At 44.5% G+C, this 19,534-nt stretch carries 16 protein-coding genes and 1 pseudogene; 7 read left to right on the top strand and 10 right to left on the bottom strand.

The window, feature by feature from the left end; all coding sequences use genetic code 11:
• Positions 1-69: 69 nt before the first annotated feature.
• From PWYN_RS06735 to PWYN_RS06710, 6 genes are all read right to left on the bottom strand, one after another.
• Positions 70-1,026, bottom strand: a complete 957-nt coding sequence (locus PWYN_RS06735; protein WP_036649748.1) for a helix-turn-helix transcriptional regulator — start codon at positions 1,024-1,026, stop codon at positions 70-72.
• A gap of 81 nt (positions 1,027-1,107) precedes the next feature.
• Positions 1,108-3,063 (bottom strand): FtsX-like permease family protein, encoded by a 1,956-nt coding sequence (locus tag PWYN_RS06730; protein ID WP_036649746.1) that lies wholly within the window; start codon positions 3,061-3,063, stop codon positions 1,108-1,110.
• Positions 3,038-3,808: an ABC transporter ATP-binding protein gene (locus PWYN_RS06725; protein ID WP_036649744.1), complete on the bottom strand. Its 771-nt coding sequence runs from the start codon at positions 3,806-3,808 to the stop codon at positions 3,038-3,040. Before PWYN_RS06725 ends, PWYN_RS06730 begins: the two co-directional genes overlap by 26 nt.
• A 202-nt stretch (positions 3,809-4,010) precedes the next feature.
• A complete protein-coding gene (locus PWYN_RS06720) occupies positions 4,011-5,009 on the bottom strand; it encodes a sensor histidine kinase (RefSeq protein ID WP_420805726.1) in 999 nt (332 codons plus the stop codon).
• The gene (locus PWYN_RS06715) at positions 5,006-5,704 is read right to left on the bottom strand and encodes a response regulator transcription factor (RefSeq protein ID WP_157261099.1); all 699 of its coding nucleotides are present in this window, start codon (positions 5,702-5,704) and stop codon (positions 5,006-5,008) included. Before PWYN_RS06715 ends, PWYN_RS06720 begins: the two co-directional genes overlap by 4 nt.
• Positions 5,705-6,172: 468 nt before the next feature.
• Positions 6,173-7,345 carry a phosphodiester glycosidase family protein gene (locus PWYN_RS06710; protein ID WP_052087803.1) on the bottom strand — a complete coding sequence of 391 codons (1,173 nt, stop codon included), beginning with the start codon at positions 7,343-7,345 and terminating at the stop codon, positions 6,173-6,175.
• 160 nt (positions 7,346-7,505) lie between these two features.
• Here PWYN_RS06710 and PWYN_RS06705 point away from each other — a divergent pair, with 160 nt between their 5' ends.
• Positions 7,506-8,084 (top strand): histidine phosphatase family protein, encoded by a 579-nt coding sequence (locus PWYN_RS06705; RefSeq protein ID WP_036649738.1) that lies wholly within the window; start codon positions 7,506-7,508, stop codon positions 8,082-8,084.
• A 91-nt stretch (positions 8,085-8,175) separates the two neighbouring features.
• Here the strand turns inward: PWYN_RS06705 and PWYN_RS06700 are convergent.
• Both PWYN_RS06700 and PWYN_RS06695 read right to left on the bottom strand, forming a co-directional pair.
• Positions 8,176-9,390 (bottom strand): annotated as a pseudogene (locus PWYN_RS06700) (SLC45 family MFS transporter).
• Positions 9,391-9,394: 4 nt separating this feature from the next.
• Complete coding sequence (locus PWYN_RS06695; RefSeq protein WP_036649736.1) at positions 9,395-10,132, bottom strand: glycerophosphodiester phosphodiesterase; 738 nt, start codon at positions 10,130-10,132, stop codon at positions 9,395-9,397.
• Positions 10,133-10,313: 181 nt separating this feature from the next.
• Between PWYN_RS06695 and PWYN_RS06690 the strand changes: the two genes are divergently transcribed.
• Complete coding sequence (locus PWYN_RS06690) at positions 10,314-10,802, top strand: NAD(+) diphosphatase (RefSeq protein ID WP_036649733.1); 489 nt, start codon at positions 10,314-10,316, stop codon at positions 10,800-10,802.
• 294 nt (positions 10,803-11,096) lie between these two features.
• Here the strand turns inward: PWYN_RS06690 and PWYN_RS06685 are convergent, their stop codons facing one another.
• Positions 11,097-11,336, bottom strand: coding sequence for a glutaredoxin family protein (locus PWYN_RS06685; RefSeq protein WP_036649730.1), 240 nt, complete (start codon positions 11,334-11,336; stop codon positions 11,097-11,099).
• Positions 11,333-11,659, bottom strand: coding sequence for a bacillithiol system redox-active protein YtxJ (gene ytxJ, locus PWYN_RS06680; protein ID WP_036649727.1), 327 nt, complete (start codon positions 11,657-11,659; stop codon positions 11,333-11,335). The genes PWYN_RS06685 and ytxJ overlap by 4 nt, the downstream gene beginning before the upstream one ends.
• A 418-nt stretch (positions 11,660-12,077) precedes the next feature.
• Here ytxJ and PWYN_RS06675 point away from each other — a divergent pair, with 418 nt between their 5' ends.
• The 5 genes from PWYN_RS06675 (at position 12,078) to PWYN_RS06655 (ending at position 19,509) form a co-directional block, all read left to right on the top strand.
• Positions 12,078-12,530 carry a NanQ anomerase/TabA/YiaL family protein gene (locus PWYN_RS06675; protein WP_036649723.1) on the top strand — a complete coding sequence of 151 codons (453 nt, stop codon included), beginning with the start codon at positions 12,078-12,080 and terminating at the stop codon, positions 12,528-12,530.
• A gap of 263 nt (positions 12,531-12,793) precedes the next feature.
• A complete protein-coding gene (locus tag PWYN_RS06670) occupies positions 12,794-14,323 on the top strand; it encodes a response regulator (protein WP_036649720.1) in 1,530 nt (509 codons plus the stop codon).
• A 17-nt stretch (positions 14,324-14,340) separates the two neighbouring features.
• Entirely contained in the window at positions 14,341-16,137 is a 1,797-nt protein-coding gene (locus PWYN_RS06665) for a sensor histidine kinase (RefSeq protein WP_036649717.1), read from the top strand.
• Between the two features lie 20 nt (positions 16,138-16,157).
• On the top strand, positions 16,158-17,699 hold the full coding sequence (locus PWYN_RS06660) for a response regulator transcription factor (RefSeq protein WP_036649714.1): 1,542 nt from the start codon (positions 16,158-16,160) through the stop codon (positions 17,697-17,699).
• Between the two features lie 115 nt (positions 17,700-17,814).
• Entirely contained in the window at positions 17,815-19,509 is a 1,695-nt protein-coding gene (locus PWYN_RS06655) for a type 2 periplasmic-binding domain-containing protein (protein ID WP_036649712.1), read from the top strand.
• The last annotated feature ends 25 nt before the right edge of the window (positions 19,510-19,534 follow it).

Here is a 19,534-nt window from a genome sequence, read left to right as displayed (position 1 = left end):
CCTAAGACATAGCTTTACTATACATAAAAACCACTGACAATTACGGTCAGTGATCTTAAAAGTTTTTGTTTAAGTTTCATAATGGCGTGCCACCCCGGAGGCAACAAGAGCCAGTTTTTGCTTCAGGGCTACGGGTTCAAGGATGGTTAAGGTTGTACCATAGGGTAGAAGGAAGTAGGGAACATAGGTGAATAAAGAGGATTCATCCAGTTGGAAGCGTGCTTGCCCCTCAGTTCGCTCCTGAAGTGTATGTCCGAACAACCAGTGACTGCATAAGTCATTCAAGATTTCTTCTCCGGATTGGATGAGTACCGTAACCAACTTCTCCTCGTCCTTAGAGCCGGGAAAAAGACCTTTCAGCAAAAACTCACGTGCGGAGAAATCGATAGGACGTTCAAAGCTCGCACCCGTTCTTAGCAATTCGATCATCCGATCCACCCGAAAACTACGAATTTCCTGTCGTTGATGGCAATAGGCCACCGCATACCATTGCCCTTTCCAGAGAACAAGCCCATAAGGGTCGATAGCTCTTGAGGTGGGTGCTTCGGTGTTTCCCTTGCGATAATCCATGTGCAGTGTGTGGCCGTTGGCCGTACAAAATTCCAGCTCCTTCAGTAGATGCTCCAGTGGTGCGGTTGGGGAGTGCAAGGTTTCAATACCGCTCTCGTGGCGCTCCATGTGCTCTAATTGTCCGGAATTACTGTACCTTTTAAGCTTATTTATCGCTCGATCTAAAGCTTCAACATAGGGATAGCCGGTTCCCCGGGCGAAGGCAGAGGCTTGTACGAGAGCCTGCTGCTCTTCGGAATTGAAGAATAAGGGGGCTTCTTTAAAATGCTCCGGGAGGCTGTAACCTCCACCAGGCCCGGCATCGGCGATAATCGGTACGCCGCTGGCGCACAACGAATCAATATACCTGTACACTGAGCGGACGCTTAATTCAAGCGCTTCAGCCAGTTCCCCGGCCGTTCTTTTTCGTTCCTTCAGCATCCAGAGAATGGACAACATGTGATCGGCTTTTGACATTATAGGGTTCCTCCCGTACGGCGAATCAAGCACAACTAGTGTACCGTGAAAGTCCCGATCCGCCAAACCCGAAGTTCTACCCTATACCATCATCTTCTTAAGGCTGTGAATATAACGTGACTTAACGATGAGGAAGAATACGGTTTGTAGGATCAGATAAGCGGCAAAGGTAGTTAGAACAGGCTCTACTGCATTCGTAATACCCATTTCAGTAAGAATAGGGCTGATCACCACCAGACTTTGAATCGCTGACACAACGATAGGGATATAGAATAAGATGGCAATCTGTTTCGTTGCCGCAGCAGACATTTCACGAGTACTTAGTCCGATCTTGGACAGTGCGCGATACATACGAATGTCAGCCGCCAGCTCGCTATGGAGCTTAAAGTATAAGAAACTGGCTGATGAGACGGAAAAAATCAGTGCGACAAAGATACTGATGAAGCTGAGCATGGCTGTACTTTGTTTAAGGAACAAATAGTTACTGGCGCGCATTCTTAAGTAGAAGCTTAAATCGCTGTTATTTTTATTTGCCGATTCATTCCACTCCGTTAAATAGTTTCCAACCTTAGCTTCTTGACTGTTCACTGTAGGCAATGATCCTGTATCCCACGCCGGGACCTTATATAAAAACATGATTGTAGATGTGATGTTTCTTCCTGATTGAGCAGACTTAGCCACCGACAAAGTCTCTATCCACTTATCCGGGACAATGAGCAGAGGGGCTTCAGCAGGTGAAAAACCTAGAGAGTCACTAACAAGAATATCCTTAATGTAAAGTTCAGTAGTCGGCTGTTCTTCTAAAGTAAGCATTCCATTATGAACATAGTCAGAGGCTTTCCTATCCTTTGGAGTAATGAGAATAGCCTCATTTAGCCCAAGCGAGCTTTCCGCAGGAAGGTCGATTAAGGGACCTAACTGCTTATATTGTGATAGGCCAAGAAGCTGTAATAATCCACGCTGGCTTCCCTTGGTAAACCCGTCTAGGATATCGGCTCTAACCTCCGTATAATCTACCCCTGCTGCCTTCAGTTGTTCAATAATTTCACTTCGATTAGGCTCAGTGACAGGTTTTTTGTTGTAATAGGTTTTTGTGATGGCAAAAGGATTGGCGAAATAAATCTCACGTCCAGCCTGATTAATCGAAAGGACTACCCCTGCGCCCATGCTTGCTATGGCAGTGACAACGGTGATCAGGAACAGCATTCGGGAATTATCCCGTAGCTTATAGCTCATCTCTGAGATCCAGAGCAGCCGTGTGCCGCGCCAAGTGGATCTCCTGCTGCGCTGCAGTATACGAATGAATAATACGGATAACTGTGAGTAGAAGAAATAAGTTCCGGTAATGCCTGTTACTGCTGCGAGAACAATCGCCACAGGACTTAACTCCCAGCGTAGAGCGTAGTATCCAACGGCCAACAATGCAGCCCCGAATAGAGACAGAAGTATTGAGGCTTTGGGTTGTTTTTTTGGCTTTGCATTTCCTTGAAGCAGCTCCAGGACCTTGTTTTTGCGAATAAACAGTAAAGTGAAGATCGATATGACCAGAAATAACGAGAGAAAAGAGGCGGAGGTAATTACTATAGCCTTCATCGGCCAGTAAAAGGGAAGCTCCTTAATTCCAATCGTTTTGGTGCTGAGCAGCAGAAAAAATTTGGAGAGCACCATGCCGCCGGCTAAGCCGGTTACAATCGCGGATAGACCAATGATCATATTTTCTAGGAAAATCAGCCTGTTAATCTGACCCGGCCGCGCTCCCAGTATGGACAAAAGGCCAAATTCCAAATTGCGCGACTTGAGAAAAGAGCTGATAGAATACAGCACGAAGAAAAAAGCAAAGACGTACACAATGTAAGCCGCTACCTGCATGCTCGTTGCTGCTCTCGGGCCCATATCACTGTTTGTAATTCCCGGGTGATAGATGAACACGCTATAGGCAAAAAACACCATGACCATAAAGGAGCTGCTTAGAAAATAAGCAATGTATGCGCGCGAGTTGCGGCGAACATTATTAAACGCGAATTGAGGAAAGTTCATGACTATTCCCTCCCCAGAACGAGAGTGTGTCGATAATCTTTTGGAAGAAGGCTTGGCGGTTGTCTCCACGGTGTATTTCGGCAGCGAGCTTGCCGTCCTTGATGAAGACAATTCGGTTGCAATAGCTCGCTGCCAGTGGATCATGTGTCACGAGCATGATGGTGGTTCCTTCTTTACGATTGATATCCTCTAGCGATTCCATCACGATCCGTGAGGAGTTGGAATCCAGCGCACCTGTCGGCTCATCGGCCAAAATCATAGCAGGAGAGGTTATAATCGCCCGGGCAATCGCTGTCCGCTGCCGCTGTCCACCTGAGATCTCGAAGGTTCTTTTATTCAGAATATCCTTGATATTCAGCCGTCCAGCCACCTTGTCCAACAATGACTCCATTTCACTTAACTTGCGATTATCAAGTGTTAGCGGCAGCACAATATTCTCGGCTACTGTTAATGTGTCGAGCAGGTTAAAATCCTGGAAAACAAACCCGAGCTGTCGACGCCGAAAATAGGCCAGCTCTTTTTTATTCAATAGGTAGGGATTGCTGCCGTTGATGTTTATCTCCCCTGAAGAGGGCTGGTCGATGGTAGATACCATGTTAAGCAAAGTGGTTTTTCCGCTGCCTGAAGGTCCCATAATTCCGACAAATTCTCCGCTTTCTATGCTGAGATGAATATCGGTTAGCGCTTGTGTGGTCACTTTACCCGGGTACACCTTATTTAAGGCTTTAACTTCCAGTACGTTCATGTAGGTCAATCCTTTCCTGTAGAAGCATATGTTGATGCTTCTTGGTATGCTTCAAATGTACAGGATACCGCGCTTATGTACTATGGATTTACCTTAACGTTATCTTACACCGTGAGTAAGGTTATGTTCGTATAATTGATAAAGGATACTCCTTATCTGAACCAGACATGAAGTACCCTTTATTTACTTTGGGTAGCTATCCTTATTGCAAGCTTCGGGTGCCACTGAATATCAGTCGCAGAACAGTTCCTTCCCCGGGCCGGGACTCCAGCTCTACCTTATGACCGAGCCTAGTGCAAATCTCACGAACCAGATACAAACCCATGCCGGTTGATTCATGATACTGTCGTCCGCGCTCCCCGGTGAAATAAGGATTAAAAACCCTTTTAAGATCTTCGGGAGAAATACCGATTCCCTGATCCGTAATTTGGAGGATGTTATCCATCCCTTGAGAATAGGAAGTGATCGTAACGGATTTATCTGTTCCCTGCGTATAATTCACTGCATTGGTTAAGATTTGGGTCAGCATGAACCGCAGCCATTTGGCGTCGGTGTACACAGAGAGTTCCTCACTAATTTGAATTACCGGGCGTATCCCCCGACGGATAAACAGTCTGCGATTCTCGCTAACCGCCTCACTCACCGCCTGGCGCAAAAATGTAGGCTCAACGTGGAAGTCATCCTCAAACCGGTCTAATCGTGCGGTGTAAATGACCATCTCCAGTCCTTTGCGCAGCCGTTCCAATTCTTCCTGAATGCTGTCGGCAGCGGCACCCTCTACATCCTGCAAGGTAAGCTGAATGACAGAAAGAGGTGTCTTCATCTGGTGCACCCAGCGATTAATGAATTCGATATGCTGATCCATACGCCGTACCTGTGTGTTCAGCTGTTCTTGATTGTGTTGGTCGTATCTGCGGATGAGTTCATCCATGGCTTCAGGCAGCGGGGCAGTTCCAAGTGAAGACCGATAATCGAGCCGTGCAGATTCAGGGTGGCTCAGTCTTTGGTACAGTCTATAATGTTGAAGGTAGCGGAAGCCAAGGTATAAAGCAAGAATAACAAGATTAAGTGACATTCCGTATAAAATAATTCGGATAGGTCTGTTCTCCCCTGACAACCAATACAGCAGAGGGACGAGTACGGTTTGGGCCGCATAAATTAACAGCAGAGGCAGCTGATCCTTCCAGAACAGCCTCATCATTCGTTGATGCCGCTTAGACTTAGGCGGTAGCCGGCGCCTCTTATGGTCTCTACAGCCTCTTCAAGTCCAAGATCCTTAAGTTTCTTGCGAACCCGGGTTATATATACGTTCAATGTATTATCATCAATAAAATGCTGGTCCTCCCACATCAGGTCAAGCAGACGCTCACGGCTAACGACACGGCCTTCCTTTTGCAGCAATGCCTCAAGCAGGAGGACTTCCTTCTGGGTAAGCTCGGCGGTTTCTCCATGATATTGAATGACTAATCGCTCGGGATACAGGGTTAGGTTGCCGGATTGCAACTTACGTTCCTCCTGATTCTGGGCATAGGAACCATAGGCTCTGCGCAAGTGGCTGCGGATTTTGGCAAGCACAACCTCATAGTGAAAAGGCTTAGTGATATAATCGTCCCCACCGTTTTCCAAAGCCATGACCTGATCCATTCCACTGTCTCTTGCAGAGATAAATAATATGGGACAGAGGGACAGGCTGCGAATTTGCCGACACCAATAGAAACCGTCATATTTTGGCAGATTAACATCCAGCAATACCAGCTCGGCAGAGCTTTCTTGAAAGCTATCCAGCACAGCGCTGAAATCCTTAACAATTACCGTATGATATTCATATTTAGACAGGTAAGCACTAAGCAAACCCGCAAGCTTGGCGTCATCCTCAACGATCAGAATGGTCTCCACGTTATCACTCCTCTCCATATAGCTACAGTATCACGGGCAGGGGAAAGCATGCAAAACTAAGGGGAAGGCATGTAAAAAGGCTCTTTGAATTTACATATAGTTGCACAATATGCACTTATTAAAGTGAAACAACCATCATGGGACGTTTAATTGCACAATATGCACTTAAATCGAGGTTATATCGAAAACTCGGCCATACAATGGAAATATAGATGTAGAAAGTGCAATTAAACGGTTAAATTCAGTGGGCAAAGCGATTTTAATTGCATAAAGTACACTTAAATCTGCAAACCCCTACATTGGTTACTCCTACTTGATAGTGTGCCTCACACATATGCACACTCCCACACGCACGAGTACGCACTCGCACACACATGAGTAGACACTTCCACTCGCACGAGCATCCACTCCCACACAAATCCGCTCTTACACACTAATGCTTATCTCTTCAGGCACATTTCAGACTTCCTATTGATATTTTATCACGATGGCGTTGCTGATTTGACGACCGGGTGTCGTCAGGTACTTCCCGTTATAATACAATCCGCTAGAGGCACCGCCATCGAGATTCATGGCCTGATAAGCCCCGGCTTGCTTCATGATTTCTGCCAATTGCGGGATAGTAGCGCCGCTTGAGGTTAGCAGAATCAGTTTGTGGTCCCGTGTCAGACCCAGTGCACTGCGTGCGCCGCCGCCTGTCAGAATTTTGGGGTCTTTGAAGCCTTCACCCTTCACATCAAGCGATATCTTACCGTCAGTGAGCAGACGGGGACCCGCCTGCAGTCCGCCTTCAATCGCCTTCGCTGCGAATCGATCCTTGAAGTCCAAGCCGGGAATAAGTGCGGCCAGATGATTCTTGTCATATGTAAATATCGCCCGACGATCTCCTGAGCTGTTCTTCAGCATTTTTCCGCCACTGACAATATAACCGTAGGGTGCTTTATAATCCCCTTTGGTATAGGCATCAAAGAATGTGCCGTTGATGGCGACAATCGCATTATTTCGTTTTGCCAGACTGCTAAGTTCCTCAACCTTGCCTACCGTATCTCCTGCTAGTACAACATCGAGTTTAACCTTCGGATGCAGCAAGGTAATGGTTACCGTTTGCACACTGAAGGAGCGACTACCGACTTTATAGTTTTTTTTACCACTGACAATCGCCTGTGATTCTTGTTGGTTAAGCGCCCCAGTAAGGACAGGTAGAGTCGCAGATATATCTTCACTCTTAAGACTGATGGATGAAGCCATCGCGTTCCATTCCAGCTGCATACCCAGCGCCTTGCTAACAAAAGAAAGCGGAACATAAGTAATACCGTTATCGCTAAAGGCTAGCTCTGTGAGTGAAACAGGTTTGTCATTGATATAGGCGGTAGCTTGGCCCAAATAGAGGGTGAGCTTGATGTCTTTTTTTACAATATCCATTCGTTTCTCAGCTGGGTTCCATGTCGTAGTTATACCTGAATAACCGTTCAAGAAGCGGAAGGGGATGAAGGAATGGTTGTTCTTGTCCACAAACACGGCATTTTTAACCATGGGTGTGGCTGCGTAAACGGGAGAGCCCGGAGAAAAACCCGTGCTAATCATCATAATAAGAACAGAAATAACCAGAACCAGTTGTGATTGTGTTACATGTTTTTTCATAATAAATGAGAGCTCCTTTGGCATCAAAAGTCTACGGGATAATATTCATGCTTTTTTATATTATCATATGACGGTGCGCTGGGATTCCTATTTACTTCACGCTTCGTTATAATAAGAGGAAAATAATATCCTATAACTGGAAAAAAAGGCGGTTGTAAACTTGACTAAGATAGGCTTGATTCGGCATGGAAGCACCTTTTGGAACAAGGAGGGCCGTGCACAAGGACATACAGATAATGCATTGGACGAGGAAGGCAAGCAGCAAGCGGCTGCTATTGCTGAACGTTTAAGCGGCGAACAGTGGGACTTCATTTACTCCAGTGATTTACTTAGAGCGAGACAAACCGCAGAGATCATTGCAGAACGAATGGGCATTGAACTTGCCGGGACTGTGCCAGGCATCCGTGAGATGAATGGCGGTTTGATAGAGGGAACTACGGAAGCGGAGCGGTTTAAACGGTGGGGGAGCGATTGGAAGACTCTAGATCTGGGGATGGAAACTCCCGAAGCGGCTAGAATTAGAGGCAGTCAGGCTATTAGGGACATTGCCGCCAAGCACCCGGGAAAAAATATACTGATTGTGAGCCATGGAGCCATTCTTCGTCATAGCCTAAGAGGGCTGGTACCTAACCTCAGCGTGGATGAAGTGTTGAAAAACACATCGATTACCCGGATTAATCAACACGAAGGAGCTTGGAACTGTGAACTGTACAACTGCGTGGAGCATTTGGATATCTGAGCCTCTGAATAGCAGCAGTTAACACTAAGTCTGTAAATTAAAATACCCCAGCCCGACGGAATATCTATATTCCACAGGTTGGGGTGTTTTTTTATGCGCCTGGGGTATGGAAACGACTCGCAGACTTCCTCCGTCCCGTCATCATAATGAGGCAGAAGAGTGCTACAACCATACTAACGGACGCCACGTAGAATAATATAGAGTAATCAAATTGATCTATCAATAAACCGAGCAAAGGGGGTGAGGTAATCGCCGCGAGTGAAGACACCAGATAGTACATTCCCGTGCGAGTCCCTATGCTTTCTTCTGTACCTGTAGCCACAACATAAGGGTAGGAATTGATATTAATACATGCCCAGAATAGCCCTCCCAGCAGAAGCAAACTCCGCAATACGAGCAGATCCTTGGCAAAGCCTACGAGTGAATAGACGGCGATTAGGCCGCATACTCCGAGGATAATCATTTTCTTTTTCCCAAAGCGTGCCCCAAGCCAGCCGCTCGGAATAGCAAACAATACGAAAGCTAAAGAGAAGAAGGTGAGGGAGAAGGATGCAGCTTGCTCGCTCAGACCCAGATGATGTTTGCCGTAAAGAGTGAACAGGGTTTCTACACCTTGATAAGCCACGAACCAGAAGAAAATAGCCGCCAGCAGCCATCCGGTTGTACGGTCGAGCTGTCCCCTGAATGAAATACGGTTGGGTTGTACGTTTGCCTCTGTGTGCGCCGTTTCCTGCCCTTGGTTCACACCGTCCCGATGCTCCTTAATGTACCGCGAGACGATAAACAAGCACAATAATGTGATCACACCAGCCACGATAAAAGGCAGAGCAGTATTAGCTTCGTAGAGGATTGAACCCACACCAAATGCCAAAATGGCGCCGATGCCGCCCATAAAATTGACAAGCCCGTTCGCTTTTGTTCAGTGAGCATTGGGTGTGATATCGGGCATCAGCGCAACGGTTGGAGAGCGGTACAGACTCATAGCCAGATTCATCAGCATCATATACAGCAGTAGCGTAAAAAGTCCGGTATGGAAGGGGATCAGCATGGTTAAGACAGCGGCCAAGGGCATGCCGATCATCAGATAAGGCATTCTCCGCCCCAGTCGGGTGGAAGTTCGGTCACTCCGGTTGCCGATCCAGGGCTGCAGGAATAATGCGAAATAATTATCAATGGTCATCAGGAAGCTGATCAGCGCAACGCTATGCACGTATTGTTCCAAGAAGAAAGGTACAAAGGCGTTGTACAAGCTCCAAGTAATGCTAATGCTGAAAAAGCCAAAGCCGAGCAGCCAGACTTTTTTCACGCTGTCACACTCCTTTAGCAGCCAGAAGTTTGGCCAACACATCGGGATAGTCCGTGATGATTCCGGATACACCTGCCTCTAGTAGAACTTTCATCCGCTCTGGATCATTAACTGTAAAAGGATGATAGTCCACACCGTGTTCTGCCGCCTCAGACACAAATTCGGGTATAACTGCATAATGGTAGGCGTGCAGAGCTGTTGCTCCAATCGTAGCTGCATAGTCCCATGGACGATACAACCCTTCCATATATAAAATTCCTGTACGGATTTCCGGGGCCAACCTTTTGCAATAAGCTAGTGAATAATGGTTGAAGCTCGACAATAGGACTTGCTCAGACATGTTAAAAGCTTTGACGGCTTCGATCACCTTTTCCTCCATGCCCGGGTATAGAAAGACGCCATTCTTCAGCTCAATATTGAGGATGATGTCCTGTCCTTGCAGCAGTTGCAGCAAATCCTCCAGAGTTGGCAGGGTTTCGCCGCCGAAGTCTCTTCCAAACCAAGATCCGGCATCGAGCTTTTGAAGCTCTTCCAGTGTGTGATCCTTCACATAACCCGTGCCGGTAGTCGTACGTTCCAACTTTTCATCATGGATGAGGACAAGCTTCCCGTCATTGGTCATTTGAACATCCGTCTCTATCCCTGTGGCTCCTAGTTCAAGGCCTCTGCGAAAGGCTACCATCGTATTCTCCGGACATACTGCGGACGCACCCCGGTGCGCAAAATTCACAATTCTGTTCATTGATTTCTTGTCCCTCCAACTCATCGTTTATCGTTGCCTCAGGTTCAGGCTACCCTTCTAATTCCACATCCGGCAGAGAAACCCTGTCCGAAAAACTTTAAAGAACTAGAAATTGTACCGGCCTCTAATATTGGTTAAAATTATAGCTGGACTTATTTATAATACTGGAGGGGAAGGCAACTTGAGACATTGTCATGAGTGTGGAGCAAAACTGGTCGATAAAGAATGTAACGGGGAGGGCTTAATCCCCTATTGCGAGCATTGCGATACCTTTAGATTTCCGATTTTTAGTACTGCGATCAGTACAGTTGTTTTGAATAGAGACAAGAACAGGGTTCTTCTTATTCAACAATACAACCGCCCGGACTATATTCTGGTGGCGGGTTATATTGATAAAGGGGAGAATGCGGAGGAGACTCTTATCCGCGAGGTCAAAGAGGAAGTTGGGCTGGAGGTTGTAAGCAGTGAATATATGCGCACCCTATACTTCGAGCCTTCAAATACCCTTATGCTTAATTATATATGCGTGGTGGATTCTGAGGATTTAAGTAATGTCAGTTCAGAAGTGGATAAAGCCGTTTGGTTCAACCTGGAGGAAGCTGCTGCTGCCATTAAAAAGAACAGCTTGGCCGAGACCTTTCTGTTATCGGTTATTAAGAAGCTGAGTTGATTCATGGGTTTGTATGAAAAGAGCGAAGCCCTTGCAGATTATTCTGCAGGAGCTCCGCTCTTTTTTTTGCTATATTTAGATGAACTTAAGATATTAACTTAAGGCTCAGGCGTCACTAAAGTGAAGATTTGGACTTCCGGCCGCTGTTGTATCCAGATTTCTTTGATTTAATCCGCTTTTTAGCGGTTGAAATCCGGATACAAAGGCGGACGCTATCGCTCCTACAGTTCCAAATTTCCCTCCCGTTCCTTTTGCTTTTTGTTTTTTATTTTGTTCAGCTTATACAGTTACAATTTATACAGCGGCTTGAATTAAAACCTGGATCTCATCGGCATTAAAGCCTTTGACGACCACATTACCGGCCACGGTTACAGGAACTCCCATAAACCCTAGCTTTTCTACCTCATCTTGATACTGTGTGCTGGTCATTACATCTCTTACTTCAAAAGGGACACCTTGCTCCGTAAGCATCTTTTTCACCATATTACATTCGCTGCAACCGGCTGTGGAGTATACAATTACTTGTTCACTCATACGTTAACAGCCTCTTTAATGGCTGACTTTGTGATTTTCCAGTGGGAGGTATTCCAACGGACTTCACCATTCTCCACAAGGAAAATTTGCGGGGACTCATGCTTGATTCCAAAATCGTCAGCGATTTGAAGGGACAAAGGGCGATCTTCAATAACATGAACGATAGCCGCAGACGTATCCGCATCCTTCAGGAATGCCTGGAACTCATCATGAGCCTTGGCGCTGATCGGACAAGTCGTACTATGTTTCAGCAGCAGCTGTTTCCCGGGTTGGTCTAGAAACTGCTGTAAGTCTTCTGGTGTATGAAGTTGTTTAATGGACATATTATCACCTTCCTGAAAATGATTCTCTTATTTTGGAACTGTACTGATGATTGTAGCATAGTTCAAAATTAAATCAATTACAGTACATGAAAGTGTTATTCAGGCTGATTATGGTTAGTTGAAAGCTTAAGAGCCAAGCGGATGCTCAGGTGATGATATAGATGTATTTTATACACTTATTTCTGGCTTTTGGTGCTCGATTGTATGGATAGATGTACTTTGTGCAACTATCTGTGAAAACTAGGGTCTTTGATTGGAATAGTACTCCTTCAAATTACACATTACGTGAAAAATGACATAGACCAAACCCTATTAAACCCTTATTATGAGTTATATAAACATTTATAAACCGATATACACCTATTCGTACCCGGGAGGGCATAATAGCTGATAATCACATTTTAGGGGGACTTCCATAATGATCGTTGATTCTTTAACACATCTATTAGAAGACAAGGCTGCTTTTGGACCAAAGATTCAAAGAGGGCTGCAATTTTTACGCGACACGGATTTTACCGGGAAAGCAGCGGGACGTCATGAAGTAGACGAGGAGCTCTTTTATTTCATCAATGAGTACGAGACCAAGGCTGCCGAGGAATGTTTCTGGGAAGCGCACCGAAAGAATCTGGACCTTCATTTCATTCTGGAAGGCAAAGAAAAAATTGGTTATGCAGCCATTGAACGTCTTGATGTAAAAGAAGAGTACAGCGATGAGAAGGATGCGGTATTTTTCACTGGAACTCTAGAATCCACCGTAGCTGTAAGCTCCGGAGATCTTATGATCTGTTACCCGCAGGATGGGCATATGACGGCTATTATGGCGGGCGAGAAAGAAGCCGTTCGTAAGGTTGTTTTGAAGATTAAGATCTAATTTTGTTGGAATGTAACAATAGAATCGCCTTTGAAATGGTGGGTTAAACCCTCTATTTCGAGGCGATTTTTGTTTTTTAGGAAAAGTCTTCGGATCGTAAGTAGTAAAGTACATGCAAATTTCGATTTCACACCTCTAATCAAGTATGGTAGCATGAGTCATATCTTATTTTCGGCTAGACGCGCAAGGCAACCTAACTCCTATTGTAAGCGGATACATAGATGTGGTTCGATGTCAATCTAATGTTAAGGGAGGGAATGGAAATGATGAGAGTGATGCTTGTGGATGATGAACCTTGGGTTCTTGAAGGATTAACCACAATGATTGACTGGGGGAAGTACGGCTTTGAAGTTTGTGGAGAGGCGTTAAGCGGCCCGGATGCATTGAGACTGATACAGGAGCTTAAACCTGATTTGGTCCTTACGGATATTCATATGCCGGTAATCAACGGCCTTGAGCTGATTACAAGAATCAATGAGCTGATGGCCAGCCCTCCCAAGTTTGTTATCCTCAGTGGATATGATGATTTTAAATATGCCAGAATTGCGCTCCGTCAGAAGGTTAATGAGTATTTACTAAAACCGATTGATGATGAGGAAATAGAGGCCTTATTGGGCCGGCTCAGTACCGTTATTCAAGATGAAATAGCCTTGCAAAAGATGGTTAACAGGAGGCAGTCTTTGGTAGTGAACAGCCTAATCAACCGTTTCATTCAAGGGGAATTTGATGAGAATTTGGAACATCAAGCCCAAAGATTAATGAACCTTCAGGGCGAAGCCGAACTGCTGTGTATAGTTATGGGTGCAAATCCACTGGATCAGCAGCTAGAAGATTATTTTCCTAGAGGGTTAGCTTGTTGCTTTCAGGATGGAACCGGGAAAACCGGCATTCTAGTCCAATCCGCTTCGGTTACCCAAGACAGTCTTGAGCTTATGGTAACGGAGCTTCGCAGAGCTATAATGGAATGTTCGCGGGAGCCAGCACTCCTTGCAATCAGTGAGAGAAGGATCGGTGTCCAGGGCATTCGCGGAATCTACCTACAGTCATTGGAGGTATGGAAACAGAAATGCAATCAACAGAAAAGCGGGATTTTTTATTATAGTGAGATACCCAAAACCAAAAAGAATGATGACCTTCATGAGGAGAAGTTTAAGCAGCTGTTGGATAAGGTAATTGCTCATGACACGGAGAGAATAGATTCTTGTGTGAAAGAGGTCTTTGCGTCCTTTGCTGATAACCTGCTTACGAATGAGGTTGTACAGATTGATGTGGCCCATCTGGAATTAACCCTTTGCAGGCTGATTGCTGAGATCAATGGTGAGCCGAATCGCATTATGAATACCTTGCAGGTAGAGGTTGGGAATTTGGGGGATCAGAATGACTATATAAGACTAAGCCGGTATGTGAGTAGATTGTGTACACTGGCGGCTGGCTATTTATTTGAATTGAAGCAGCAAAATGAAGGGAATACGATTTTTAATGTGATTCAGTATGTGGACCGCGAATTCCGCACAAAGCTGCAGCTTCAAGATTTAGCCAGACAGTTTCATATGAACTCCACGTACTTGGGCCAGTTATTCCGAAAACATGCCGGTCAAAGCTTCAGCGAATATCTGAACGAGAAACGGATTGAGGAGGCCAAAAGCCTGCTGAAAAGAACACAGCTGAAAATATCTGATATTGCCGTACAAGTGGGGTACCCGAATACAGACTATTTTATAGACAAATTTAAGAAGATCGTTGGGGTAGTACCCTCTGTATATAAAAATACAAGCCAAACCAAGCAGCTATAGGGGAAGAAAGGTGCTCTATGAAGATCAGAAAATTTAAATTTGGGAACATCGTTAATAACATTCCGCTGAATTATAAGTTTTTCCTCATTTATTTCGTAGGTGTACTTCTTCCGATTATGATCATCAACCTAGTCTTCTTAGATCGGATAACCGATTTGATTAAGTCAAGAGAGCAGCAGAACCTAGAGATCTCTCTGGAGAGAGCTAGAAAAGATATCCAGGATTTTATTGAGGGAGGGGTGGCGGTCAGTTACGCTCTGTCTACCGATAAGAACCTATATGAGATGCTTGACCGGACGTATAAGGATCCGCTGGATTTCTACGATACCTTTAACGAACAGCTTAGGGACCGTATGAGCAGCTATATGCCGGTAAATAATCAAATTCAGCAGATTAGTGTATTTACGAGTAATCACTCCATTGTATCCGGAGGCAATTATCATATTCTCAATCCGAAGCAGTTGGAAAGTGACTGGTATAAGCAGACCCTGGCTGATAAAAGCCGTCTTTTTGTGACCGCTTACCGTTTAGCCGAGACCACCAATGAATCCTCCACGGCACCCTATCTGAGTGTAATTGAAAAAATGGACAACTATGAATCGTTTAGTACCTATGAAAAGCTGCTTAGAATCGATTTGGATCTGAGCAAAATCTATGACTACATCGTTAGAGAGAAGGATTATTTAAGATTGTCCCTGATCAACGAGCAGAACCAGATTATTATGTCAGCAGATAGCGGTTACCAGAGGGGGAAGATACCCTATCCTGTATTTGAGCTGCCCGATGATAAGAACCAAGAGGATGTCCATGTAGTACCCATAGGCTCAGCAAAATATATTAAAGGTTGGCGCATTGTTGGAGTTACAGAGGGAGAGCGTATTTCTCAAGCCATTCTGGAAATGAGAGTATATGCGGGAATTCTGGCCTCCACTGTAACCTTGCTCACCTCTATTTTTATATACATCATGTTGAGATCTTATAATTATCGGGTGAAGCGGCTGTCGAGACATATGCACAAAGTGACGAACGAGAAGTTCGATTTAATTCAGATCGACGAAGGACGCGATGAGATTGGCGGATTAATTCAGAATTTCAACATGATGACCTCCCGTATGAATTCTCTAATTAATGATGTCTATAAGTTGGAGATCCAGAAGAAGAATTTGGAGATGGAAAGGGTGCGGGCCGAGCTGAACTTTTTACAGAGTCAGATGAATCCCCATTTCTTGTTCAATACGTTAAATGCGATACTTGTGGTATGTACCAAGAACAATTACTCCGACGTTACAGATATTATAAAAAGTCTATCCCGATTGCTCCGGAGACTGCTTAGCTGGAAGGAAGATCTCGTTTCCCTTCAAGAAGAAATGACGTTTATTGAAATGTATTTGAAAATTGAGAAGTTTCGCTTCAGAGACAAGTTTGAATATCAGTTCGAACTTGATGAGCAGTCGCTTCAATATAAAATTCCGAAGCTCAGCATGCAGCCTTTGGTGGAGAACTCCTGCAAGCATGGCCTGCAGACGGTGGAGGGACTTGGGATTATTAAAGTGAAAACTTCCGTTCGGGATGCCCGATTGCATATCACGATTTCAGACAATGGGAAAGGGATGGAAGAAAGCCTGCTGAAGGAAATTATGTTCTCTGTTCGGAATGAGGGCCCCTCCGAGACGAATATCGGTATTCGGAATGTATACCGAAGACTGGAGCTTTATTATGAGGATCAAGTCCGTTTCGATATCAGCAGCAGTCCCAACCAAGGTACTGTGGTCTCCTTTGACATCCCGCTAAGACTGCTGGAACGGATAAATTAACATCGGAAAGGAGAAAGACCATGAAATTTAAAGTTTTATTGATTGATGATGAGCCAAGTGCCCTTGAGGGGCTGCAATTATGGATTGATTGGGAAGAACTTGGCTTCGAGATATGTGGAACCAGCAGTAATGGTGTTGAAGGATTGAAGCTGATACACCAGCTTGAACCGGATCTGGTCATTACGGATGTGAATATGCCGCTGATGAACGGGCTGGATATGATTGCGGCCTGGAAGCAAGAGAAGGTAAAGGACATTAAATTTGCTATATTAAGTGGTTATAGTGAATTTGAATATGCACAGACAGCGATACGCTACGGAATTAACCATTATCTGTTGAAACCGATCATCGCTGAAGAAGCAGAAGAAGAGTTAAAAGAAATATACCTGGAGCTGGAACAAGATCTGCAGAAACAGAATCTGAATCAAAGGGCCACATCAGAACAGGTGGTTACCCTTATAAAGGGACTGTTGAATGAGAAACCGGAGGTTGAGACAGACCTAACAGTACTTACCGAATTATCGGCAGGCAGATTGGATTGGAACTTCTGTCTGATTCAGACGGTGCCCGGAATATACGCTGAGCTAAGAGGGAGAACGGCGTCCATTGTAGCTGATAAAAGTTCCATGTTTCTCATGGATCTGGAGCTCAGTAGTTTCGGAATTGTCTATGGACGTTCCTCTTCGGATTCTAGCGAGAATACCAATCTTAACTATGCCTTGAACCAACTGCAGCAGATGTATCCAAAAGACCAGTTGTCTATTGCAAGGGGTGCCTCTGTGAAATCCTTGAGCAATATCTTAAACAGTTACCGTACCGCTAAAGAAGCGTTAATGCACTATTTTTACAACCCGGGTACTTCCGGCATTCTATCCTATCAGGATATACATCATAAGCCTTTCAGTTACCACTACGATCAAATGCTGCTGATGGACGACATGATTAGACCTATTAATCTGCTGGACAGAACAGGCTTTATTCAAGCCGTGGATTCGGCAGCCGCCAGTTTTCGAGAGATGCGTATAGCTCCGGAGATTGTGAAGAAGATCGTGATCCACCTTGTATACAAAATCATAGAGTACACACGCGAAGCCGGTGATGTTCAGGTAGCGTCTTTACTGACGAAATTTAGAATTCCTGAAATATTTGATTCAATGATTACATTGGATGCTTTAATGATTAATTTATTAGCTTGTGGTGAGGAGTGTATTCATACCTTATTGCTCGAACAAACGAAAAGATCGCAGGGGATTGTGCAACAAATTAATGATTATATAGAAGAGCACTATCGTGAGGGACTTACGATAAAGAAGCTGGCTGAGGTTTTTTTCATGCATCCGGTCTATTTGGGCCAATTATTGATGAAGAAAAACGGTATTCATTTTAATGAGCAGCTTCACAACCTTCGAATTCAGGAAGCAGAGCGTCTGCTTCAGCTAAATAAATTAAAGAACAGTGAAATTGCAGAGGAAGTCGGCTATTCCAATTATGGTCAGTTTCTGAAGCAATTCGAAAAGAAGATGCAAATGTGCCCAAATGAATATAAGAATATCAAGACCTAAACTTTTTGGGGTTACTCCTTTAATTAGGTCGTATTTTCGTCATACCATCACTCCTATAATTAGGGTTGTAAGGGCTTACATCATTGTGCAACACCAAAAATATTGGAGGTGCTTTATGGGGGGCAATTCAAAAGCAAGGTTCAAGCTTAGTTTGATCGCATTGTTAGCATTAAGTTTTACCCTGTCAGGATGTGGTGGGAACAACAACAAAAATACATCTGAAGGTAAAGAGAACACAGCAACACAAACAGCTGCAGCGAATGCGGATGGCAAGGTAGAGCCGTTTGAAATTAGTGTCTTTATCGGCGAAGCCGGCCAGCAACCTACACCAGATAATAAAATTTACAAGAAGATCAAAGATGAACTGGGAGCTACTTTTAATTACGAATATTTAGCTGGTGATCTCAACCAGAAGCTTGGGGTTATGATTGCCGGTCAAGATTATCCAGATGTAATGACCGGAAATACCAAGCTTACGGCAGCCGGCGCCTATATCCCGCTCGAGGAACTTATTGAAAAACATGCTCCAAATTTGAAAGCGCATTATGCGGATTATTGGAACATGATGAAGGACCCGAATGATGGACACATTTATATCCTCCCGAACTATGGTGTCTACAACGGCAAAGTAAACAGTACTTATTATAGCGGGCCAGCCTTCTGGATCCAAAAAGCGATCCTGAAAGAATTCGGCTATCCGAAGGTTAAAACACTGGATGAGTATTTTGATCTCATTGCTAAATATAAAGAGAAATATCCAACGATTGACGGTAGCCCTACCATTGGGTTTGAAATCTTGAACAATGACTGGAGAAACTGGGGATTATTCAATGCGCCTCAACATTTAATTGGTCATCCTAATGATGGCGGAGTTGTAGTTAATGATGGCGTAGCGGAAATTTTTGCCGATAAAGATTACGCTAAGCAATACTACCAGAAGCTTAACGAGGTTAATCAGCTGGGTCTGCTTGACAAGGAAACCTTCGTACAAAACTATGACCAATACATGGCTAAATTGTCCAGTGGTACGGTTCTGGGTATGTTTGACCAACATTGGAACTTTGGTGCTGCAGAGGATTCCTTAAAGACTCAAAAGAAGGATGAAAGAACATATGTAGGCCTTCCTCTTGTGTTCGATACCAATACAAAGGACTACTATCGAGATCTTCCGGTTCTTAATTTAAATAATGGCTTTGGAATTAGCGTGAATGCCAAAGATTCGGTAAAGATCATCAAACTGCTGGATGCGCTTATGGCCGAGGATTGGCAGAAGACACTCTCCTGGGGTATTCAAGGAGAAGATTATGAAGTCAATGAGAAAGGCAGATTTATCAGAACTCAGGAACAACGGGATAACGCAGTGGATTCAACATGGATATTAGCTAATAAGGCCAAGACGATTGTTGACTTTGCACCGAAGATTGAGGGCAGCTATAGTGATGGGAACTCCACAGGTGCGGATTCTCAGATTGAAGAATATCAAGCCGGACTGAAGCCTTATGACAAGGAAATCCTGGATGCTTACGGATACAATAGTTACGTTGATTTCTTCAGTGAGCCGCCAGCGAACCCTGTGTATTATCCTGCCTGGTCTATCGATCTGGTGGAAGGTTCAGAGGCTAAAGTTGTGAATACGAAACTGAATGATTTGTCTACAAAGTTCCTGCCAAAAGCAATACTGGCTGAGACTGCCAAATTTGATTCAGCTTGGAGCGAGTATGTAGCACAGATTGGTAAAGTTAACGTGAAGGCCTATGAAGATAAAATCAATGAGCAAATTAAATGGAGAATTGATAAGTGGAGTAAATAAGCAAAAGATTCTTTAAACAAATCAG

The sequence above is a fragment of the Paenibacillus wynnii genome (assembly GCF_000757885.1).
GTDB classification, from domain to species: Bacteria; Bacillota; Bacilli; order Paenibacillales; family Paenibacillaceae; genus Paenibacillus_AQ; species Paenibacillus_AQ wynnii.
The sequence above is the reverse complement of the archived record's forward strand: the minus strand, read 5'-3'. Positions and strand labels throughout refer to the sequence as shown.